This is a genomic window from Streptomyces sp. NPDC030893 (assembly GCF_055571535.1).
The window spans coordinates 72,865-88,777 of the sequence record NZ_JBVIFC010000013.1 but is presented as its reverse complement, the minus strand read 5'-3'; the positions used below and the strand labels follow the sequence as shown (position 1 = coordinate 88,777).

14 protein-coding genes are annotated in these 15,913 nt (G+C 74.7%); 8 read left to right on the top strand and 6 right to left on the bottom strand.

What is annotated here, in order from left to right:
• Positions 1-23 precede the first annotated feature (23 nt).
• The 5 genes from ACZ434_RS23430 (at position 24) to ACZ434_RS23410 (ending at position 4,594) form a co-directional block, all read left to right on the top strand.
• Positions 24-1,001: an NADPH:quinone oxidoreductase family protein gene (locus ACZ434_RS23430; protein ID WP_468458873.1), complete on the top strand. Its 978-nt coding sequence runs from the start codon at positions 24-26 to the stop codon at positions 999-1,001.
• A complete protein-coding gene (locus ACZ434_RS23425; protein ID WP_468458871.1) occupies positions 998-2,179 on the top strand; it encodes an acyl-CoA dehydrogenase family protein in 1,182 nt (393 codons plus the stop codon). Before ACZ434_RS23430 ends, ACZ434_RS23425 begins: the two co-directional genes overlap by 4 nt.
• Positions 2,176-3,252: an acyl-CoA dehydrogenase family protein gene (locus ACZ434_RS23420; RefSeq protein WP_468458869.1), complete on the top strand. Its 1,077-nt coding sequence runs from the start codon at positions 2,176-2,178 to the stop codon at positions 3,250-3,252. Before ACZ434_RS23425 ends, ACZ434_RS23420 begins: the two co-directional genes overlap by 4 nt.
• A 182-nt stretch (positions 3,253-3,434) precedes the next feature.
• Positions 3,435-4,298, top strand: a complete 864-nt coding sequence (locus ACZ434_RS23415; RefSeq protein WP_468458867.1) for a phosphatidylinositol-specific phospholipase C/glycerophosphodiester phosphodiesterase family protein — start codon at positions 3,435-3,437, stop codon at positions 4,296-4,298.
• A 101-nt stretch (positions 4,299-4,399) separates the two neighbouring features.
• Positions 4,400-4,594 carry a hypothetical protein gene (locus ACZ434_RS23410; RefSeq protein ID WP_468458865.1) on the top strand — a complete coding sequence of 65 codons (195 nt, stop codon included), beginning with the start codon at positions 4,400-4,402 and terminating at the stop codon, positions 4,592-4,594.
• Positions 4,595-4,615: 21 nt separating this feature from the next.
• Here ACZ434_RS23410 and ACZ434_RS23405 read toward each other — a convergent pair whose 3' ends face one another.
• From ACZ434_RS23405 to xylB, 3 genes are all read right to left on the bottom strand, one after another.
• Complete coding sequence (locus ACZ434_RS23405) at positions 4,616-5,011, bottom strand: luciferase domain-containing protein (protein WP_468458863.1); 396 nt, start codon at positions 5,009-5,011, stop codon at positions 4,616-4,618.
• A 125-nt stretch (positions 5,012-5,136) separates the two neighbouring features.
• Positions 5,137-6,345, bottom strand: a complete 1,209-nt coding sequence (locus ACZ434_RS23400) for an ROK family protein (RefSeq protein ID WP_468458861.1) — start codon at positions 6,343-6,345, stop codon at positions 5,137-5,139.
• 136 nt (positions 6,346-6,481) lie between these two features.
• A complete protein-coding gene (xylB, locus tag ACZ434_RS23395; RefSeq protein ID WP_468458859.1) occupies positions 6,482-7,927 on the bottom strand; it encodes a xylulokinase in 1,446 nt (481 codons plus the stop codon).
• A gap of 113 nt (positions 7,928-8,040) precedes the next feature.
• Between xylB and xylA the strand changes: the two genes are divergently transcribed.
• Together xylA and ACZ434_RS23385 are read left to right on the top strand one after the other, a co-directional pair.
• A complete protein-coding gene (gene xylA, locus ACZ434_RS23390; RefSeq protein WP_468458857.1) occupies positions 8,041-9,207 on the top strand; it encodes a xylose isomerase in 1,167 nt (388 codons plus the stop codon).
• A gap of 350 nt (positions 9,208-9,557) precedes the next feature.
• Positions 9,558-10,049: a hypothetical protein gene (locus ACZ434_RS23385; RefSeq protein ID WP_468458855.1), complete on the top strand. Its 492-nt coding sequence runs from the start codon at positions 9,558-9,560 to the stop codon at positions 10,047-10,049.
• 20 nt (positions 10,050-10,069) lie between these two features.
• Here ACZ434_RS23385 and ACZ434_RS23380 read toward each other — a convergent pair whose 3' ends face one another.
• Complete coding sequence (locus ACZ434_RS23380) at positions 10,070-11,338, bottom strand: SWF or SNF family helicase (RefSeq protein ID WP_468458853.1); 1,269 nt, start codon at positions 11,336-11,338, stop codon at positions 10,070-10,072.
• Positions 11,335-14,070: an SNF2-related protein gene (locus ACZ434_RS23375; RefSeq protein ID WP_468459151.1), complete on the bottom strand. Its 2,736-nt coding sequence runs from the start codon at positions 14,068-14,070 to the stop codon at positions 11,335-11,337. Before ACZ434_RS23375 ends, ACZ434_RS23380 begins: the two co-directional genes overlap by 4 nt.
• A gap of 510 nt (positions 14,071-14,580) precedes the next feature.
• Between ACZ434_RS23375 and ACZ434_RS23370 the strand changes: the two genes are divergently transcribed.
• The gene (locus tag ACZ434_RS23370) at positions 14,581-14,763 is read left to right on the top strand and encodes a hypothetical protein (protein WP_037934791.1); all 183 of its coding nucleotides are present in this window, start codon (positions 14,581-14,583) and stop codon (positions 14,761-14,763) included.
• A gap of 167 nt (positions 14,764-14,930) precedes the next feature.
• On the opposite strand, the gene ACZ434_RS23365 is transcribed toward ACZ434_RS23370, so the two are convergent.
• Positions 14,931-15,809 (bottom strand): hypothetical protein, encoded by an 879-nt coding sequence (locus tag ACZ434_RS23365; protein ID WP_468458851.1) that lies wholly within the window; start codon positions 15,807-15,809, stop codon positions 14,931-14,933.
• Between the last annotated feature and the right edge of the window lie 104 nt (positions 15,810-15,913).

Genomic DNA, 15,913 nt, shown 5'->3' with positions numbered 1-15,913 from the left:
TCACAGCCCCGTGGAGGCCCCGCATGCAGGCATGGCAAGTGCACGAGCTCGGCGAGCCCGGCGAGGTGATGCGCCTCGGGGAGGTGGCGCGGCCGACTCCCGGTGAGGGGCAGGTCCTGCTGAAGGTGCGCGCCGCCAACGTCAACTTCCCCGACGCCCTGATGTGCCGGGGCCAGTACCAGGTCAGGCCGCCGCTGCCGTTCACCCCCGGTGTGGAGATCTGCGGCGAGACCGAGGACGGACGCAGGGTGATCGCCAACCCCGCGCTGCCCCACGGCGGCTTCGCCGAGTACGCCGTCGCGGACGCCGTCGGCCTGCTGCCCGCGCCGGAGGCGCTGGACGACGCGGAGGCCGCCGCCCTGCACATCGGCTACCAGACCGGCTGGTTCGGCCTGCACCGGCGGGCCCGTCTGGAGGCCGGCGAGACCCTGCTCGTCCACGCCGCCGCGGGCGGGGTCGGCAGCGCGGCCGTGCAGCTCGGCAAGGCGGCGGGCGCCACCGTCATCGGCGTGGTCGGCGGCGCCGCGAAGGCGGCCGTCGCCCGCGAACTGGGCTGCGACACGGTGATCGACCGGCGCGAGCAGGACGTCGTCGCCGCCGTGAAGGAGGCCACCGGCGGCCGGGGCGCCGATGTGATCTACGACCCGGTCGGCGGCCAGGCCTACGCCCAGTCGGCCAAGACCGTCGCCTTCGAGGGCCGGATCGTCGTCGTCGGCTTCGCGAGCGGGTCCGTCCCCAGCCCCGCCCTGAACCACGCCCTCATCAAGAACTACTCGATCCTCGGCCTGCACTGGGGCCTGTACAACACCAGGAACCCCAAGCTGGTCCAGCACTGCCACGAGCAGCTCACCGACCTCGCCGCCCGGGGCGCCGTCAAGCCGCTGGTGAGCGAGCGCGTCCCGCTCACCGGGGCCGCCGACGCCGTGCAGCGGGTCGCCGACGGTGTCACCACCGGGCGGGTCGCCGTGCTGCCCTCGCCGGAGAACGGAGCCGCCGCATGACCGACGCCGCCGAACTGCGCCGCCGCACCCAGGAGTTGCTGGCAGCTCACCCGCCCGCCGACACCGAGCGCCTGGACTTCCTGCGCGCCCGCTTCGACGCCGGACTCGCCTGGGTGCACTTCCCCGAGGGACTCGGCGGCCTCGGCGCCCCGCGCTCCCTGCAGGCCGTCGTGGACGCCGGACTGGAGGCCGCCGGGGCGCCCGACAACGACCCGCGCCGCATCGGCATCGGCCTGGGCATGGCCGCGCCGACGATCCTCCAGTACGGCACCCAGGAGCAGAAGGAACGCTTCCTGCGGCCCCTGTGGACCGGCGAGGAGGTCTGGTGCCAGCTCTTCAGCGAGCCGGGCGCCGGCTCCGACCTGGCCGCCCTCGGCACGCGCGCCGTGCGTGAGGGCGAGGACTGGGTCGTCGACGGGCAGAAGGTGTGGACGTCCAGCGCCCACGTCGCCCGCTGGGCCATCCTCATCGCCCGCACCGACCCGGGCGTGCCCAAGCACCGGGGCATCACCTACTTCGTCTGCGACATGACCGACCCCGGGGTCGAGGTGCGCCCGCTGCGCCAGATCACCGGCGAGGCCGAGTTCAACGAGGTGTTCCTCACCGGTGTCCGCATCCCCGACGCCCACCGGCTCGGCGAGGTCGGGGACGGCTGGCGGGTCGCGCAGACCACGCTCAACAACGAGCGCGTCGCCATCGGCGGGATGCGGCTGCCCCGCGAGGGCGGCATGATCGGCCCGGTCGCGAAGACCTGGCGCGAACGGCCGGAACTGCGCACCCACGACCTGCACCAGCGGCTGCTGAAGCTCTGGGTCGAGGCCGAGGTCGCCCGGCTCACCGGCGAACGACTGCGCCAGCAGCTCGTCGCCGGGCAGCCCGGCCCCGAGGGCGCCGGCATGAAGCTGGGCTTCGCCCGCCTCAACCAGGAGATCAGCGGCCTGGAGGTGGAACTGCGGGGCGAGGAAGGCCTGCTGTACGACGACTGGACCATGCGCCGCCCCGAGCTGGTCGACTTCACCGGGCGCGACGCCGGCTACCGGTACCTCCGCTCCAAGGGCAACAGCATCGAGGGCGGGACCAGCGAGGTCCTGCTGAACATCGTCGCCGAGCGCGTCCTGGGCCTGCCGGCCGAGCCGCGCACCGACAAGGACGTCGCGTGGAAGGACCTGGCCCGATGAGCGATCTTCTCTACTCGGAGGAGGAAGAGGCGCTGCGCGCCGCCGTCCGGGACCTGCTCACCGACCACTGCGAAGCGGCGGGCGTGATCGCCCGCATCGAGTCCGGCGCCCCGCACGACCTGTCCCTGTGGAAGGCGCTCGCCGACGGCATGGGCCTGGCCGGTCTGCTCGTGCCCGAGGAACGGGGCGGCCAGGGCGCCACCCACCGCGAAGCCGCGGTCGTGCTCGAGGAACTGGGGCGCGCGGTCGCTCCGGTGCCGTACCTGACCAGCGCCGTGGTGGCGACCGAGGCGCTCCTGGCCTGCGAGGAGGCCGGCGACCTGCTCGCCGGACTGGCGTCCGGGCGGCGGATCGGCGCCCTCGCCGTGGGCCTGCACACCGCTCCCGGCGCCGCGTTCACCACCGTACGGCTGGAGAACGGCGCTCTGCACGGGGAGCTGACCGGTGTCGCCGACGCCGCCGTCGCCGACGTCCTGCTGGTGCCTGCGGACGACGGCGGGCTGTACGCGGTGGAGGTCCGCGAGGTCACCGTCACCCCGCAGACCTCCCTGGACCTCACCCGGCCGCTCGCCCGGATCGCCCTCGACGGCGCGCGGGGCCGCCGCCTCGGCGAGGCCGGGCCCGCCGTGCGCCGCGCCCTGCGGGCCGGCGCCGGACTGCTCGCCTCGGAACAACTCGGCACGGCCGAAGGGTCGTTGACGGAGACGGTCCGCTACCTGAAGGACCGCAAACAGTTCAACCGTCCCGTCGGCGGATTCCAGGCACTCAAGCACCGGCTCGCCCAGCTGTGGCTGGAGACCGTCAACCTCCGCGCGGCCGCGCGGAACGCCGCCGACGCACTGGCCACCGGCGAGGACACCGACGTCGCGGTCACCGTCGCCCAGGCCTACGCCGCGCCCGTCGCGGTCCGCGCGGCGGAGGAGGCGCTGCAACTGCACGGCGGCATCGGCATGACCTGGGAACACCCGGCGCACCTCCACCTCAAGCGCGCCAAGGCCGACTCGATCGCCTACGGCACGGCGGGCGCCCACCGCGAGGCGCTCGCCGAGCTGGTCGGCCTGCGCGCTCCCTGACCGGCAGGCCGGCCGGAGAAGCCCGTCCCTGCCGGGGCGGGCTTCTCCCTGCGCGCCCGTGGCGCCGATGAGGTGAACGGGCGACGGCGGATCGGCCAACTCCCCGCACGGCACTGCTCTTTGACCCTGTCCGGACTCCATACTCGCTGGGACCCCGTACGGCACTTCCAGGGAGGAAGAGCATGGCCCTCACCACCCGTCGCAGAGCCCTCAGCACCCTCGGCGCCGCCCTCGCCGGTCCGGTCGCCCTCCCCGCGGCCCAGGCGCCGGCCGGTGAACGGAAGCACCGTCCGCGCCCCTTGTGGCGCGCACACGCCCACAACGACTACGAGCACCCGCGCCCCCTCCTCGACGCCCTCGACCACCGCTTCGGCAGCGTCGAGGCCGACATCTTCCTCGTCGACGGCCAACTCCTCGTCGCCCACGACCCCGAGGACCTCGATCCGTCCCGAACCCTCGCATCCCTCTACCTCGATCCGCTCACCGCCCGGGTCCGCGCCCAGCGCGGCGCGGTGTACCGCGGACACCGGGGGCCGTTCCAGTTGCTGATCGACATCAAGACGGAGGGGTCGTCCACCTACCTCGAACTCGACCGCCAACTCCGCCGCCACCGGCACCTGTTCACGACCTACGCGCACGGCAGGGTGCTGCCCGGCCCCGTCACCGCCGTCGTCTCCGGCGACCGCGCCGCCCGCGCGCCGATGGAGGCCCAGCGGGTGCGCCGCGCCTTCTACGACGGCCGGCTCACCGATCTCGCCACCCCCGCACCCGCCTCCTTCGTCCCGCTGATCAGCGACAACTGGACGCTCAACTTCACCTGGCGGGGCGTCGGTCCCTTCCCCCCGGCCGAGCGCCGGAAGCTGCGCGGCATCGTGCGCACCGCCCACGCGCGCGGTCAGCGGGTGCGGTTCTGGGCCACCCCGGATCTGCCGGGTCCCGCCCGCGACGCGCTGTGGGGCGAACTGGTCGCGGCGGACGTGGACCACCTCAACACCGACGACCTCGCCGGGCTGGAATCCTTCCTCGACGCCCGCCGGAGGGCATGAACCACACGTTCGGCGGACAGGTCAGCAGCCCGGACGAACCCTCCGCTACGCCACACTTGCGGCCGAACGCCGCGAAACGGATGTGGCGGAGGAGGTTGACGATGGCCATTTCCATCTCTGTGGTGCTGCTGCTCTCGGTCCTGGCGGTGATCTTCCTGCGCAACAGCGGGCTGAAGGTCTCCCACGCGCTGGTCTGTCTGCTGCTCGGGTTCTACCTGGCCAGCACCAGCATCGCGCCCACGATCCACAGTGGCCTCACGGCGACCGCCGACATCGTCGGCAGTCTGCGGCCGTGAGGCCACGCCGCGGACCGTGGCTCAGCGGCCGGCCGCCGCGTCGCGCGGCAGCACGGTGACCCGGTGGAAGTTGCACCCGGCCGCCGTCGGCGACGCGGACGGGGGCCGGTTCTGGTGCGCCTTCAGAGCGACGCTCACCAGGCTCAGCAGCAGGTCCACGTCCGTGGCGCAGTCCAGATGCACCGTCACCCAGCACGACCCCGGGATCAGCTGGATGGCACTCGATCCGCCCAGGTCGTAGTGGAAACGCTCGATCGCGCGGTGGGTGAGGTGGAGATCAACGTCCCGCGCGGAGTGGAAGTGGACGATCTCCTCCCGCGCGGTGCGGAGCGCCTGCCCCGTACCGCAGGCAGCCGGGGAGGCCGAGAGGTCGGGCCAGGTGAGCAGTCGCTCCATGGCACGCTGAGCCGGTGTCATGCCCTCATCGTTGCCTGCTCAACGTCCGTCCACCAGGAGTTGGACGATTCGTAATCGAGCGGTGAGGCGGCCGAGCCACCGCGGCTCGCACGGCCCCGACGCTCCTGGGACACCCTGGGCCCCTGTCAGGCCCGCTCGGCCACCGCCGCCGGGTCGTCCAGTACTCCCCGGACCACCGAGTGTGCCGCGCCCAGCAGGGGGCCTTCCGGGCCCAGTGCGGACACGGAGACGGGGCAGGCCGGCCCCGCGGTACGGCGGTCCAGCTCGGACCGCAGGGAGGGCAGCAGCCAGGGCGCGAGCCCGGACAGGGCGCCGCCCAGCACCACGTTCTCCGGGTCGAGCAGATTCACCGCCCCGGTGAGGGCGATCCCGAGTGCCGTGCCCGCGTCGTGCAGGGCACGCCGTACCCCGGCGTCGCCCTGCGCGGCGCGGCCGGCCAGGAGACCCACGCGGTCCTCGCCCGGCTCCAGTCCGGCCGCGCGCAGCACCGCTTCCTCACCGGCGTACTGCTCCAGGCAGCCCCGTCCGCCGCAGGCGCATCCCGGCCCGTCGGGCCACACCGGTACATGGCCCAACTCGCCCGCGAAACCCCGGTTTCCGTGCAGCAGACGCCCGTCCACCACGACCGCGGCACCGATACCGATCTCCGCCGAGACATGGAGGAAGTCGCGAGGCGTGCCCTCGCCGAGCCAGAGTTCCGCCAGCGCGCCGAAGTTGGCCTCGTTCGCCACGGTGAGCGGGAACCGCGCGGGGAGCAGATCCCCGAGGTCCGTGTCGAGCCACCCGAGGTTCGGGGCGCGGACCACCGTCCGGGCGTCGCGGGCCACCAGACCCGGTACGGCGACGGCGAGACCCGCCGGCCACAGCCCCTCGCCCTCCGCCTCGGCGACGACCCGGTGGATCAGCTCCGTGAGCTCCCCGAGCACCGGCTCGGGGGCGCGGTCCCGGTTCGGTACGTGCCGCACCGCCCGGGCCCGGACCTGTCCGCGCAGGTCGACGGCGCAGACCGCGAGATGGTCGACGCCGACCTCGGCGCCGATCCCCGCGGGGCCGGTCCCGCTGACGGCGAGCGCCGAGCCGGGCCGGCCCACGCGCCCGGGCCGTTCGGGCCCCAGTTCCTCCAGCAGGCCCGAGCGGATCAGCTCGTCGACCAGCGTCGACACCGCCGCGCGGGTCAGGCCGATGCGTGAGGCGACGGCGGCCCGGGACAGCGGCCCCTCGGCGCTCACGGTGTGCATCACGCGTGAGAGGTTGCGGCGGCGCATGCCCTGCTGGGTGTCGGGCAGTGCGCGCCCCGGGCCGGTCGGCCGGGTCCTGTGCGGCGGTGCGCTCATTCCTCCGTCGTTCCTCGGTCTCTGCGGTCGTCGGTGTGCTGTCGGCCGGTGCGTGTACGGGCGAGGCCGGTCCGGTGGCTCCGCGCCCGCCGGCCGTCGCGGCGGCGGGCACGGTGTGCCGCGTGAGTGGGCGCGGTCAGTCGGTGTCCGTACCGCGCTCCAGCAGCGTGGCCGCGTCGGAGAGTACCCCGGCCAGCCGGGCCAGGGTCTCCTCGTCCCGTTCCACGGCGTCCAGCACCGGGCCGTCCGCCGTGTTCCAGCGTCGGGCGACCGCGGCCGGGTCCTCCCCGGTGAGCAGCCCGGCCGCCTGCGCCGCCGCACCGAGCGCGACCAGTTCCTTCGCCTCGGGCACCCGCACGGGCCGCCCCGACAGCCGCCGTACGGTCTGCTGCCAGGCCGTGCCCCGGGCGCCGCCGCCGATCAGCAGCAGGGGCGCCGCCGGGTCGGCGTCCTCGTCGAGTACGAGGTCCAGCGCCGCCAGCAGGGAGTACACGGCGCCGTCATAGGCGGCCTGGAGCAGCTGACCCCCCGTGGTGTCGTGGCGCAGACCGTGCAGCAGGCCGGAGGCGTCCGGGAGGTTCGGGGTGCGCTCACCGTCGAGGAAGGGCAGCAGGGTCACGCCGCGGCCGGGTTCGACGGCCTCGCGGTCGAGGCCCAGCAGGGCGGCCACCCGGTCCACGGCGAGCGTGCAGTTGAGGGTGCAGGCCAGCGGCAGCCAGTCGCCGCGCGCGTCGGCGAAGCCCGCCACCGTGCCGGTCGGGTCGGCCTGCCGGTGCCGCGACACCGCGTACACGGTGCCCGAGGTGCCGAGGCTCATCACCGGGGTGCCGGGAGGCACCCCGAGGCCCAGCGCGGCGGCGGCGTTGTCACCGGTGCCGCACGCCACCAGGGTCCCCTTGGAGAACGGCAGGCCGTGGCTGTCGCGCACCGTCCCGGCCACCTCGCCGGGCGGCACCACGCGCGGCAGCAGCGCCGGGTCGAGGCCCACGTGGGCGAGGATCTCCTCGTCGTACGCCTCCGTGCCCGAAGCCCACCAGCCGGTGCCGGAGGCGTCGCCGCGGTCGGTCGTGCCCTCACCGGTGAGCCGCTCGGTGAGGTAGTCGTGGGGGAGGCGGACCGCCTTGGTGGCGCGCACCGCGTCCGGCTCGTGCTCGGCCAGCCAGGCCCACTTGGTGACCGTGAAGGAGGCGGCGGGCACGCTGCCCGTGCGCTCCGCCCAGAACTTCGCGCCGCCCAGCTCCTCGACCAGCCGGCGGCCCTGCGGCGCGGAGCGCACGTCGTTCCACAGCAGCGCCGGACGGACCGGCTCCCCGTGCCCGTCCAGGGTGACCAGACCGTGCTGCTGCCCGCCGATCGAGACCGCGGCGGCCTCGTGAGCCGCCTCGCCGCACTGGCGCAGCGCCTCGGTCAGGGCGTCCCACCACTGACGGGGGTCACTCTCCCGGCCGGCTCCCGAGGTCACCGTGTGCGGGGCCTGGCCGCTCGCGACGACCCTGCCGGTCGCCACGTCGACGACCAGCGCCTTGGTGGACTGGGTGGATGTGTCCACGCCGACGACGAGCGGACCCTCGGCTGCTGACATCGGTCTCTCCCTCTTCCGCACCCGGCGGGGTGTGTCTCTTCCCAGAAATGTTCCTGCATACTAATTTGTAAACCGCCATGACGAAATAGTCTCAGCGAGCGAGGAGCCGCGGCATGAACTACCAGCCCACCCCCGAGGACAAGTTCACGTTCGGACTGTGGACCGTCGGCTGGCAGGGACGGGACCCCTTCGGAGACGCCACGCGCGGTGCCCTCGACCCGGCGGAGTCGGTCCGGCGCCTGGCCGAGCTGGGTGCCCACGGCGTGACCTTCCACGACGACGACCTCATCCCCTTCGGCTCGAGCGACAGCGAGCGCGAGGAGCACATCAAGCGGTTCCGGCAGGCGCTGGACGACACCGGCATGAAGGTGCCGATGGCCACCACCAACCTGTTCACCCACCCGGTGTTCAAGGACGGCGGCTTCACCGCCAACGACCGCGACGTGCGGCGTTACGCGCTGCGCAAGACCATCCGCAACATCGACCTCGCGGTCGAACTGGGCGCGCAGACCTACGTCGCCTGGGGCGGCCGCGAAGGCGCCGAGTCGGGCGCCGCCAAGGACGTCCGCGTCGCCCTCGACCGGATGAAGGAGGCCTTCGACCTGCTCGGCGAGTACGTCACCTCGCAGGGCTACGACATCCGCTTCGCCATCGAGCCCAAGCCGAACGAGCCGCGCGGCGACATCCTGCTGCCCACCATCGGCCACGCCCTGGCGTTCATCGAGCGCCTCGAGCGGCCGGAGCTCTACGGCGTCAACCCGGAGGTCGGCCACGAGCAGATGGCCGGGCTGAACTTCCCGCACGGCATCGCACAGGCCCTGTGGGCGGGCAAGCTCTTCCACATCGACCTCAACGGCCAGTCGGGCATCAAGTACGACCAGGACCTCCGCTTCGGCGCGGGCGACCTGCGCGCGGCGTTCTGGCTGGTGGACCTGCTGGAGTCGGCCGGGTACGAGGGCCCGCGGCATTTCGACTTCAAGCCGCCGCGGACCGAGGACTTCGACGGCGTGTGGGCCTCGGCGGCCGGCTGCATGCGCAACTACCTGATCCTCAAGGAGCGCGCGGCGGCCTTCCGCGCGGACCCGGAGGTGCAGGAGGCGCTGCGCGCGGCCCGGCTGGATCAGCTGGCCCAGCCCACGGCGGCCGACGGCCTGCAGGCCCTGCTCGGCGACCGGTCCGCCTTCGAGGACTTCGACCCCGACGCCGCCGCCGCGCGGGGCATGGCCTTCGAGCGCCTCGACCAGCTGGCGATGGACCACCTCCTGGGCGCCCGCGGCTGAACCGCTCACCGCGCGGGGCGCGGCCGTCCCGACGCATCACGGGACGGTCGCGTCCCGCGCCCGGCGTCGCGCATGGGGCTGCCGTGTCCCGCGCCTGGCGTCGCGCATGGGGCTGCCGTGTCCCGCGCCTGGCGTCGCGCATGGGGCTGCCGCGTCCCGCGTCACGTGTCGCGCACGGGACGATCGCGCCCCGCGCGTGCGTGGAACGGCACGGCGTTGTTCCCGCGCGAGCCGGCTACGCGCGCTCCGCGTGAAGTGCGCCGCGATGACGGCCCCGGCGGCCCGACCCCGCATCGACGTCCGCGCTGCGCCCTCGCGCGGGCGCCGGGTCGGCGGCGACCATGGTGGGTATGGCCACGCCACCCGTACCGCCCCAGCAGCCGCCCCGTCCGCCGGACGGCACCCCGCCCCCGGGCGGCGGCTTCGGTCCGCCCTCGCACGGGGGCGGACCGCCGCCCGGAGACGACGGTGACGGCCCGGGACGAGGCCCCGGCGGGCGCAGACTCCTGCTGGTGCTGCTCGCCGTGATCGGGGCGATCGCGGCCGTCTCCCTCATCGTGTTCATCGCTTCGGACGGCGACGACTCGCCGGACAAGGAGCCCGGCGAGAGCAGCACGGACACCGGCGGTCCCCCCAGCGGGCTGCCGTCCGGCTTCCCGACCGAGCTGCCTTCAGGGCTCCCCACCGAGTTGCCGTCCGGCTTCCCGACCGAGCTGCCCTCGGGACTGCCCACCGAACTGCCCTCGGGCTTCCCGACCGAACTGCCGAGCGGGTTGCCCAGCGAGCTTCCGAGCGGCCTGGAGTCGCTCCTGCCGTTCCTGGGGGACGTCCAACCGTCCTGACGCGGGACGGCGGCGGGCGATCACTCCACGCCGGTGCCCTCCGCCGAGGCTAGCGCGGTCGCCGGGTCCTGGGCGGGGCCACCCGCCGGCACCCAGCGGCCGCGTTCCTTCCGGTACGGCCACCAGCGCCCGTCCCGGCTCAGACGCAGCTGCACGGGCGCGTCGACGACCGTCCAGCGGTTGGCCCGCGACCGGAGCGCCGGCCGTTCGCCGTCCTCCCATGCCGACTCCAGCGCCGCCCGCGCCCGCGCGAGGCCGTCGCCCCGCACGGGCCACTCCTCGTCCAGCACGGCCAGCGCCGCCGGACCACCGTGCCGCCAGGCCCGTACCGCCACGGCCAGCCCGTCCCGGCCGCGTCCCGACCCCCCGGCGAGCCGGTCCGCGACCGAGCCGGAGGGCTCACCGGCGGCCAGCTCCACGGCGTCCCCGGCCACCGTCGGCTCCGGCTCCACGGCACGCTCGTCGTGTCCTGCCCGCAGCGCCTCCGCCAGCATCCGGTGCGCCCGCGCGGCGGTCCGGGCGGCAAGGAATTCGAGCGCGGACGCGTCGACTCCCGCCTCCGGCCCGGCCTCCGTGTCGAGCGACGGCGGAACCCCGGGCTCCGCCGGAAGCACGGGCACCCCGGGAAGCGACGGCAGGATGTCCCCGGCCGCGTACGCCTCGGCCGCGTCCACCCCGTCCGCGTCCCGCGCGGGCTGCCCGGCGGACGCGTCGCCACGTGTGTGGAGCGCGTCCAGCAGGTCGCGTTCCCCCCGTCCGCGCATCAGGAGCAGGACGAACGGGTCCTGGTCCAGCAGCCGGGCCATCTGGTAGCACAGCGCCGCCGTGTGACCGCAGTGGTCCCAGGCCCCGCAGTCGCACTGCGGTTCCAGATCGCCCAGGCCCGGCAGCAGGTCGACGCCGGCCAGCTCCGCGTCCTCGACCAGGTGCGTGGGCATCTCACGGTCGAGCAGCGCCGCGACATGACCCGCCCGTTCGGCGGCCATGTCCAGGAACCGGTCCCACTGCTCCCCGGAGAGCTCCTGCAGCAGCACGTCCGCGCGGTGCGCGGTGCGGTCCCGGTCCTGGACGACCGCCGTGATGCGGCCGGGCCGCACGGAGACCGCGCCGACCGCTCCCGCGCGGGCGAGCCTGCGGCCCGCCTTGAGCTGCCCGGGGTCCAGGGCCGTGCCCTCCAGCGCCGTCAGCCAGGCCCGGCCCCACCAGCTCTGCGCGAAGCCCCGGCCCCGCGCGGGCGGCAGCGCGGCGAAGGTGCGCTCCACGCCGGCCTCGTCGTCGTACGAGTTCATCGCAGCCCCTCCCGCAGTTCGACCAGGTCCGCCAGTTCGGCGTCCGTCAGTTCGGTGAGCGCCGCCTCGCCGGTGCCGAGCACCGCGTCGGCCAGCTCCCGCTTGCGCACCAGCAACTCGGCGATACGGTCCTCGACCGTCCCCTCGGCGATGATCCGGTGCACCTGCACCGGCCGGGTCTGGCCGATGCGGTAGGCCCGGTCCGTCGCCTGCGCCTCGACGGCGGGGTTCCACCAGCGGTCGTAGTGCACGACATGCTCCGCACGCGTGAGGTTCAGCCCGGTGCCCGCCGCCTTCAGCGACAGCAGGAACACCGGCACCTCGCCGTCCTGGAAGCGGCGCACCATCGCCTCGCGCGCGGCGACCGGAGTGCCGCCGTGCAGGAACTGCGTCGGTACGCCCCGCGCGGCCAGATGCCGCTCCAGCAGCCGGGCCATCCCCACGTACTGCGTGAACACCAGGACACCGGCCTGCTCGGTGAGGACCGTGTCGAGGAGTTCGTCCAGCAGTTCCAGCTTCCCGGACCGTCCGGCGACCACCGGCCGCTCCTCCTTGAGGAACTGCGCCGGGTGGTTGCAGATCTGCTTCAGAGCGGTCAGCAGCTTCACGATCATGCCGCGCCGCTCCATGCTCGCGGCGCCGGAGATCTCGGCCAGCGCCTCGCGCACCACGGCTTCGTACAGCGCCGTCTGCTCCGGGGTGAGCGACACGGCGTGATCGGTCTCCGTCTTCGGCGGCAGCTCGGGCGCGATCCCCGGGTCCGACTTGCGGCGGCGCAACAGGAAGGGCCGTACCAGCCGGGCCAGCCGGTCCGCGGCGGCGGGATCCCGTCCGCCCTCGACGGCGTCCGCGTACCGCGCACGGAAGGTGCCGAGCCGGCCCAGCAGACCGGGTGTCGTCCAGTCGAGGATCGCCCACAGCTCCGACAGGTTGTTCTCCACCGGCGTACCGGTGAGCGCGACGCGCGCGCGTGCGCCGATGGAGCGCAGCTGCCGGGCCGTCGACGAGTAGGGGTTCTTCACGTGCTGGGCCTCGTCGGCGACGACCATGCCCCACGTGACCCCGGCCAGCCGGGCGGCGTCCAGCCGCATCGTGCCGTACGTGGTGAGCACCACCTCGCCGTCGGTGAGGTCGTCCAGCGCCCGCCGGGCGCCGTGGAAGCGGCGCACGGGAGTGCCGGGTGCGAACCGCTCGATCTCCCGCTGCCAGTTGCCCATGAGCGAGGTCGGGCAGACCACGAGGGTGGGGCCGGCGGACGCGGGATCGGTCCGGCGGTGCAGATGCAGCGCGATCAGGGTGATGGTCTTGCCCAGACCCATGTCGTCGGCGAGGCAGCAGCCCAGGCCCAGGGAGGTCATGCCGGCCAGCCAGTTCAGTCCGCGCCGCTGGTAGTCGCGCAGGGTGGCGTTGAGGGCGGCGGGCGGTGCGACCGGTTCCTGGGCCTCGGGGTCGGCGAGCCGGTCCCGCAGAGCCGCCAGCCATCCGGTGGGCCGTACCTCGACCCGGCTGCCGTCGGCCTCCACGGAGCCCATGAGCGCGGCGCCGAGGGCGTCGACAGGGGTGATCGTGGAGTTGCGGCGCGCACGGGCCCGGGCCAGTTCCCGGGGGTCGATGAGCACCCACTGGTCGCGCAGTCGTACGAGGGGACGGTTCAGCTCGGCCAGCCGGTCCAGTTCCTCGCGCGTGAGACGCCGGTCGCCCACGGCGAACCACCAGTCGAAGGCGAGCAGCGCGTCGGCGGACAGGAACGACGGTCCTTCCCCGAAGCCCGCCCCCGCGGGCCCCGGCCGGTCGTCGTCCCCGGGACCGACCTCCGCGCGGGTGGTGAGTTCGCGGACCAGTTCCTTGGGCCAGTGCACGTCGACACCGGAACCGGCCAGTGCCCGGCCGCCTTCGCCGAGGAGGTCGGAGATCTCCTCCTCCGCGAGCTCGACCGCGTCCGGCACGGTCGCCGACAGCAGGGGTGTCAGCGGCGCCCAGGCTCGCGCCGCGCGGCGCAGCGCGAGCAGGGCGTCCATCCGCGCGGCGGGGCCGAAGTCCGCGCCCGCGCCGCCGGACCACACGTGGGCGGCGTCCGCGACGAGGGCGGGGTCACCCACCCCGTGCATCTGCAGGACGGCCCGGAAGGACACGCCGGTCGCGTCGGACGTGTCGGACGTGTCGCCGGGCGCGCCGTCGGAGGCGTCGTCCGCCGTGTCCGTCAGCCCCCGCACCTCGATCCGCAGCGACAGCCGTACGCCCGCGTCGTGGCCCGCGGCGACGTCGGCGGCCCAGGCCCGCAGTCCGGGCAGCCGTTGGGGCTCCGGCACCGCGAAGGCCGCGGTGCCGGTCACGAGGCGGGCGGCGGGCGAACGGGGGAGGGTGTCGGCGACGGCGTCGAGGAAGGAGCGCAGCAGGCGTTCGGGATCGGGCAGCCGCGGCGTCCCGCCGCCGTCCAGCGGCACGGCGTGCGCCTCGGGCGGCATCGCGGCGGCGAGCCGGCGGATCGCGTCGGCGTCCGCCGCGTCCAGCGGGCCGACGCGCCAGGCGTCGTGGTCCGCGGGGGAGAGGCCGGGCAGCAGCAGACCGCGCGCCACCAGCTCCAGGGCGTGCAGGGCGGCGGCGCCCCAGAACCGGGCGGCCCGGTGGCCCCCGGCGCCGGCCCGCGCCCGCGTGAGCACCGGGAGCGCGGCGCCCACGGGCAGCAGGACGGCAGGCACGCGTACCGCCTCGACCCCGCCGTCGCCGGGCATGACGACGGTCAGGTCCTCGGCCGACGCCGAGTCCGGGGCCGGCGGGGCGGAAGCGTCGGGCCGCCAGAAGGCGATCCGGCCCGTGCGGGCGGGATCGCCGGGTACGAACACGGCAGGGCAGTGGGCCAGTCCGGAGGGCAGGGAGGGCAGGGAGGGCACGGAGAGCACGGACGGCACGGAGAGCACGGACGGCACGGAGCTGACGGAGGGTACGGAGGAGGATGCCGGGGGAGTCGTCTGCGCAGCGATGTCGGAAGTCCTCAAACTTGACTAGTGGGCCGGAGTCGCCGAGAGTACAGCATGAGTGGCGCCGGCCGGGTATGCGTGTGCTGTGATCCGAGTCACCATGGAGGCGCGTCGTGGGCCTCGACTCGGCAGGCTCCGGCGGGCTCGGGGAGACCCTAGGGGGCGCACCTCAGGGGCGTCTCAGGGTCGCGGTCCGGAACCGCCGGAGGGGCGGGCCCGTTTTCACGACAGAGAGCGGCAGTGGCCGCGAAGGAGGCGACACTCATGTCGAACAACGCCAAGATCGCCGCGGGGGGTGTGGCGGCCGGACTCATCCTGCTCATCTGGCTGCCCTGGTGGGCCGCGCTTCTGATCATCCTGGGAGTCCCGGCCGCGGCCTATCTCGCCCTCGACCCCGCACAGCGGCGCAGGCTGCGCCGCGTGTCGCGCAAGGAGCTGGGCCGCTGAGGCGCCGTCGCGACACCGCCTCACCGTCGCCCGGCGCGCAGCGGTCGGCCGCCTCGCCGTCCGCGGGCGTCCTCGCCGGGTCGTCGCCGGGCGGGCTGAGCGGCGCGCGCCGGCGCGGCGCACGAGACGTCCGGTCCCCGCGTTCCTGTTGAGGGCCGTACGCCTGCTCAGAGCGGGCGTACGGCCATCCGGTCCAGGGCTTCGAGCAGGCCCGGCAGTTCCGGCCCCCGGCCCACCGGGAGGACCTCGCCGGGCTCGTCGTCGAGCAGGACGAAGGCGATGTCGTCCGTCCTTGCCACCAGCGACCACCCGGGGCCGTCGGCGCGCAGCGTGCGGGCACCGCCCGGAGCGAAGGACGAGCGGACCCGGCCCAGCGGCGGCGGCGAGTCGACATACGCACGCGCCTCGGCCAGCACCCGCCGGATCCCGCTGTGACCGCCAGCCGGGCCGCCCGCCGGCGCATCCCGGTCGTCGCCTTCCGCGCCGCCCTCCGCAGAGCCGTCGGGGTCGTCGCCCGTCTCCGCCGGTCCGCCCGGCGCGGGGAACGCCGTGTCGTCCACCTGTTCCCGCCACGTCGCCCATTGGAGCGCGATCTCGTCGGCTCCCAGACGCCGCTGGGCCGGGCCCCAGACATCGGCGTCCGGCGGCGTCAGCGGGGCGCCGTCCGCGACATCGGGACCGGGATCGTGCGGAGCCGGCACGTTCGGCGCCGCGACGGCGACCGCGAGGGGCCAGCCGGGCAGCGCGGTGACGACCGTGCGCTCGTCCGGCGACAGGTCGTGCTCCATACCGCAGTCCCATGACGCGATCGCGACGGCGACCAGCGAGACGTCGTCGACGACGACGGTCCACCGCGCGCCCGCGCCGTCCTGGCCGAGCACCAGTCCGTAGCCGTCCGCGACCGGCGGAAGGCCGAGCGCCGCACACGCCTCCGGATAGTCGTCGCCCAGCACACTCGGGAACTTCGCCGGCGTGAGCAGCGCCGCCGTCAGCACGTAGAGCGCATCGTCCGCGGCGGCGACGGCTTCCTCGTCCGTCCCGGCCATCCCAGCCTCCCCATCGGTTCGTCCGTCGGCGCGCACCCTATGCCGACCCCCAGTCCCTTGTCACGACCCCGCAGCCACGCCCGGAGCTGCAGCTTTCCGGCCGG

Bases quoted from the DNA above. Each gene is read 5' to 3' on its own strand.
- ACZ434_RS23430 (WP_468458873.1), top strand. From the start codon at position 24: ATGCAGGCATGGCAAGTGCACGAGCTCGGCGAGCCCGGCGAGGTGATG.
- ACZ434_RS23425 (WP_468458871.1), top strand. From the start codon at position 998: ATGACCGACGCCGCCGAACTGCGCCGCCGCACCCAGGAGTTGCTGGCA.
- ACZ434_RS23420 (WP_468458869.1), top strand. From the start codon at position 2,176: ATGAGCGATCTTCTCTACTCGGAGGAGGAAGAGGCGCTGCGCGCCGCC.
- ACZ434_RS23415 (WP_468458867.1), top strand. From the start codon at position 3,435: ATGGCCCTCACCACCCGTCGCAGAGCCCTCAGCACCCTCGGCGCCGCC.
- ACZ434_RS23410 (WP_468458865.1), top strand. From the start codon at position 4,400: ATGGCCATTTCCATCTCTGTGGTGCTGCTGCTCTCGGTCCTGGCGGTG.
- ACZ434_RS23405 (WP_468458863.1), bottom strand. From the start codon at position 5,011: ATGACACCGGCTCAGCGTGCCATGGAGCGACTGCTCACCTGGCCCGAC.
- ACZ434_RS23400 (WP_468458861.1), bottom strand. From the start codon at position 6,345: ATGAGCGCACCGCCGCACAGGACCCGGCCGACCGGCCCGGGGCGCGCA.
- xylB (WP_468458859.1), bottom strand. From the start codon at position 7,927: ATGTCAGCAGCCGAGGGTCCGCTCGTCGTCGGCGTGGACACATCCACC.
- xylA (WP_468458857.1), top strand. From the start codon at position 8,041: ATGAACTACCAGCCCACCCCCGAGGACAAGTTCACGTTCGGACTGTGG.
- ACZ434_RS23385 (WP_468458855.1), top strand. From the start codon at position 9,558: ATGGCCACGCCACCCGTACCGCCCCAGCAGCCGCCCCGTCCGCCGGAC.
- ACZ434_RS23380 (WP_468458853.1), bottom strand. From the start codon at position 11,338: ATGAACTCGTACGACGACGAGGCCGGCGTGGAGCGCACCTTCGCCGCG.
- ACZ434_RS23375 (WP_468459151.1), bottom strand. From the start codon at position 14,070: ATGCCCGGCGACGGCGGGGTCGAGGCGGTACGCGTGCCTGCCGTCCTG.
- ACZ434_RS23370 (WP_037934791.1), top strand. From the start codon at position 14,581: ATGTCGAACAACGCCAAGATCGCCGCGGGGGGTGTGGCGGCCGGACTC.
- ACZ434_RS23365 (WP_468458851.1), bottom strand. From the start codon at position 15,809: ATGGCCGGGACGGACGAGGAAGCCGTCGCCGCCGCGGACGATGCGCTC.